The 2,558-nt window shown below is 39.6% G+C and carries 2 protein-coding genes and 3 pseudogenes; 2 read left to right on the plus strand and 3 right to left on the minus strand.

The features are described 5' to 3' along the window. Positions 1 to 208: pseudogene (locus tag CBG25_RS07250) on the minus strand (hypothetical protein); the annotation flags it as partial. 13 nt (positions 209 to 221) lie between these two features. Here CBG25_RS07250 and tyrP point away from each other — a divergent pair. Further along, a pseudogene (gene tyrP / locus CBG25_RS07255) lies at positions 222 to 1,286 on the plus strand (tyrosine transporter TyrP); the annotation flags it as partial. Between the two features lie 18 nt (positions 1,287 to 1,304). Then, positions 1,305 to 1,913: pseudogene (locus CBG25_RS07260) on the plus strand (catalase); the annotation flags it as partial. Between the two features lie 162 nt (positions 1,914 to 2,075). Here the strand turns inward: CBG25_RS07260 and CBG25_RS07265 are convergent. Continuing rightward, positions 2,076 to 2,252 carry a hypothetical protein gene (locus CBG25_RS07265; RefSeq protein WP_290605686.1) on the minus strand — a complete coding sequence of 59 codons (177 nt, stop codon included), beginning with the start codon at positions 2,250 to 2,252 and terminating at the stop codon, positions 2,076 to 2,078. Positions 2,253 to 2,267: 15 nt separating this feature from the next. Further along, positions 2,268 to 2,558 (minus strand): transposase (locus CBG25_RS07270; RefSeq protein WP_290603789.1); only part of this gene is annotated, 291 nt, incomplete at its 5' end.

Genomic DNA, 2,558 nt, shown 5'->3' on the forward strand with positions numbered 1-2,558 from the left:
CATCCAAAATCTCTGTGACAATAAATGCCCTACGTTCACCAATTTGCTTGAGATAATCGCAAAGGGAAACAGAACCCTCCAAGATAGGTAGATTTTGCGCTTTGACAAACTTACGTTTGGTGTGAGAAGGCGATTCCAGTTTGCGAGTAAATACGGTCATAAAAGATCTGCGTTTAAAACGAATAAAGCAAATTTTAATCGATAACATGAGCTTTTGCGACAGCCTCTTATTAGTCGAAGTATATCAATACAACCCCGCACATTTAGGTTTAGGCTCTATTGCCAAACGTTATCTTGGTTTACCTGGAAGAGTGATAACCAGTTTAAGCATGCTACTACTGATGTATGCATTAGCGACCGCTTATATCGGTGGCGCAGGAGTTTTGATCGCTAATAGCCTTTCATCTTGGACAGGTATAAATATTAGCATCAATTCTGCAATTATTTTATTCACCATTATTGGCGGTACGATTGTCTGTATTGGCACTCACTCAGTCGATTTGATAAATCGCATTCTGTTTATCGCAAAAATTGTTTTTCTGCTCATCATGCTAGTCGTCATGATGCCCCACGTAGAAAATATTAATCTTACCGCTATGCCAGTAGAAAAAGGATTAGTCTTATCAGCGATCCCAGTCATTTTTACTTCATTTGGCTTTCACGGCAGTATTCCAAGCCTGGTAAGCTATATGGATGGTAATATCAATAAATTACGTAAAATTTTTATTATTGGTAGTGCTATCCCACTATTCGCTTATATTTTATGGCAGATAGCCACCTTAGGAGCTATCCCACAAACCACCTTTATCGGTATATTAGCCAACCAGTCGGGTTTAAACGGATTACTGAGTGCAATTAATGATATCGTCGCCACTTCACAAGTAAATATTGCTGTTAACCTATTCATGGATCTGGCGTTGGCGACCTCTTTTTTAGGTGTTACGCTGGGTTTGTTTGACTATTTGGCCGATATGTTTAAACGTAAAAATACGCCATTTGGTCGCTTGCAGAGTGGATTATTAACCTTCCTGCCACCACTGATTTGCGCGCTATTTTTCAGTAGTTTTGTTCAAGCCTTAACCTATGCAGCCGTTGCTTTATCGATTTTAGCACTCATTCTGCCAACTTTGATGGTGATGCGCGTCAGAAAAATCGAAGCAAATAAAACTAATCGTTATCGGGTTAAAGGTGGAACGCCCGCATTACTAATAGTGCTAACTTGTGGTGTTGCCGTGATTTTAATTCAGATTGGTATTGTTAGTGGTATGTTACCTGCTGTTGGATAACACTTTTGACATAAAGGTGACGAAGCGGAACAAATTATCGCTAAAGATCGTGAAAGTTCACAACGTGATCTGTTTAATGCCATTAACAGCCAAAATTATCCACGTTGGAAATTGCAAATCCAAGTGATGCCTGAAGCCGATGCCGCTAAACTGCCTTACAACCCATTTGATTTTACCAAAGTATGGCGACATAAAGATTACCCATTAATAGATGTTGGTGAGTTTGAATTAAACCGCAATCCTGATAACTATTTTGCTGATGTGGAACAAGCCGCCTTTAGCCCAGCGAATATTGTGCCAGGTATTAGTTTTTCACCGGATAAAATGTTACAAGGCCGGTTATTCTCTTATGGCGACGCACATCGTTATCGGTTAGGCGTCAATAATTTTCAGATCCCAGTAAATAAACCACAGGCTAACTGTCCATTTCATAACTACCACCGTGATGGTGCCATGAGAGTGGATGGTAATAGTGGCAATGGGGTTACTTACGAACCAAATAGCGCGGGCCGATTTCAAGAACAACCTCAATTCAAAGAACCACCGTTGACATTATGTGGAACAGCCGATCACTGGAATCATCGGGAAGATGAAGATTATTACAGTCAGCCACGAGCACTTTATGAATTCACGAGTTTCGCACCAATAAAAAAACGCTCTATTTTTAAGTTTAATTCAGCATGATATATAAATAGTCAAAACCTTATAAATCAAATACAACTTATTGTAATTTAAGAAAATTTATGTTTTTTAGTAACTTGCAGATTAATCATTGCTTTTAAGCCATTTTTAGAATTTTATATGCCTGTGCGAAACTCGTGGGGTATTCTCACAGCATAATTCGCGGCTTCCCATAAGTGGTGTGCCACAAGCTAGCATTTTGGTGACAACTTCTACTTCAACAGGCCTCAGTGGGTAAGTGTTTAGCAGTTCGGCCCAAGCACCGTTTCGCTGAAACAACGTCACGAGTTTCGCACAAAACTAATTTGGGTACGCTAATAAAACACGGATGTGCTCAGCAATAGCATTTTTGATTACGTCCCAATTTTGTTGATAAAGGGTTATTTTTTCAGATATACGACGTTTATGTTGTTCAAACCACGCAGAAATAGCGAGAAAAATATGATTTCTTTGCGCTCGGCTCGTGCGAGCCTGACAGCGTTCAATACCACAATTTTGTTTAACTTCTCGATGATAAACTTCAACAGACCAACGGGCATCCATGATAGATTTGACGTATTCACGGGTGGGATTCTCTTTGTTTGTTACTAT

It is taken from the genome of Arsenophonus sp. ENCA (assembly GCF_002287155.1).
GTDB classification, from domain to species: domain Bacteria; phylum Pseudomonadota; class Gammaproteobacteria; order Enterobacterales; family Enterobacteriaceae; genus Arsenophonus; species Arsenophonus nilaparvatae.